Source organism: Collinsella aerofaciens (genome assembly GCF_040910325.1).
GTDB lineage: Bacteria > Actinomycetota > Coriobacteriia > Coriobacteriales > Coriobacteriaceae > Collinsella > Collinsella aerofaciens_BL.
In genome coordinates, this window is record NZ_JBDGAV010000066.1 from 1 (window position 1) to 1182 (window position 1182).

The window sequence follows — 1182 nt, forward strand, 5'->3', positions numbered from 1 at the left end:
ATTCGTGCCTGATATGGCGTACGGTAACCGTTGGAGCTATGCGGGCGTACATGATTGTAGTGGACATAGGAAAATTCCTCCACTGCTTGGTAGAGTTCTTCCTCTGTTTTGAACTCATACAGATTTGTGCATTCATTCTTCAGTGTATTGAAGTAACGCTCCATCGGTGCATTGTCATAGGGATAACCTGCTTTGCTCATACTCTGCGTCACATTCACTGACTTGCAAAAATCAGTAAATGCCTTAGATGTATACTGTGAGCCCTGATCGGAATGCAGGATCAATTCTCCTTTGATAGCTGGCTGAGAATCCAATGCTTTCTGTAGAGTGCGGATGGCAAGATCACTGGTGATGTGCCGATCCGTTATGCTGGCAATGACACTTCTATCATGAAGATCAATAATACTGCAATTGTATCTCACATCATGGTTCTTCAAAAATAAGTATGTGAAATCTGTGCACCATTTTTGATTGATTTTATCCGACATAAAATTCTGCTGAAGTTTGTTTTCAAACACCTTGTGTGGTTTTCCCTGTTCATAATCTGTTTTTTGGGGACGAACGATGGATCTCAGTCCCAACTCCGCATTCATGTACTTATGTATGGTTGCAGGGCTGTAGTGATATCCCTTACGTGCCAGATAGACTGTCATGCTCCTGTAACCATCGACACCATTGTGTTCATGATAGATTTCATGAATCTGTGCCTGGACTTCTGCTTTATGGGCGTGATAATCCGCCTTCCGGTGTTTCCGGTAGTTATAGTAAGCGTTCGGATAAATTTTCAGCCGTCTAAGCAGCCAGCGGATACCGAATGTCTCATGATATTGGTCAATAAATCGATAAGCCTCTAATCGATTTCCTTTGCGAAGAATGCCGCTGCTTTTTTTAAGAAGAGATTCTCCTTTTTTGCTTCTTCCAATTCCTTACGGAGACGGAGGTTTTCTTTCATAAGTTCCAGATCATTAGGAGCATCTGGATTCTGCTGGGCTTTTGTATGGCATTCTTCGCTAAATTCAGCACACCATTTGGAGATACTGGCTTTTGATACACCATACTCTGCAGTGATGCTTTTGTAAGTACGTCCCTCTTCGATATGAAGGCGAACGATTTTCTTTTTAAATTCAGGTGTGTAACTTTGTGACATAATACTTCCTCTTTTCTCTGTAAGATGATTATATC

1 protein-coding gene is annotated in these 1182 nt (G+C 41.6%); it reads right to left on the reverse strand.

Annotated features, from left to right (window positions below; translation table 11 throughout):
• A protein-coding gene (locus tag AB5Z25_RS10885) for an IS3 family transposase (RefSeq protein WP_368135589.1) occupies positions 1-1147 on the reverse strand; the annotation gives its coding sequence in 2 pieces (ribosomal slippage) (positions 1-898 and positions 898-1147; 1148 coding nt annotated over the 2 pieces). This gene is flagged as partial in the annotation.
• Between the last annotated feature and the right edge of the window lie 35 nt (positions 1148-1182).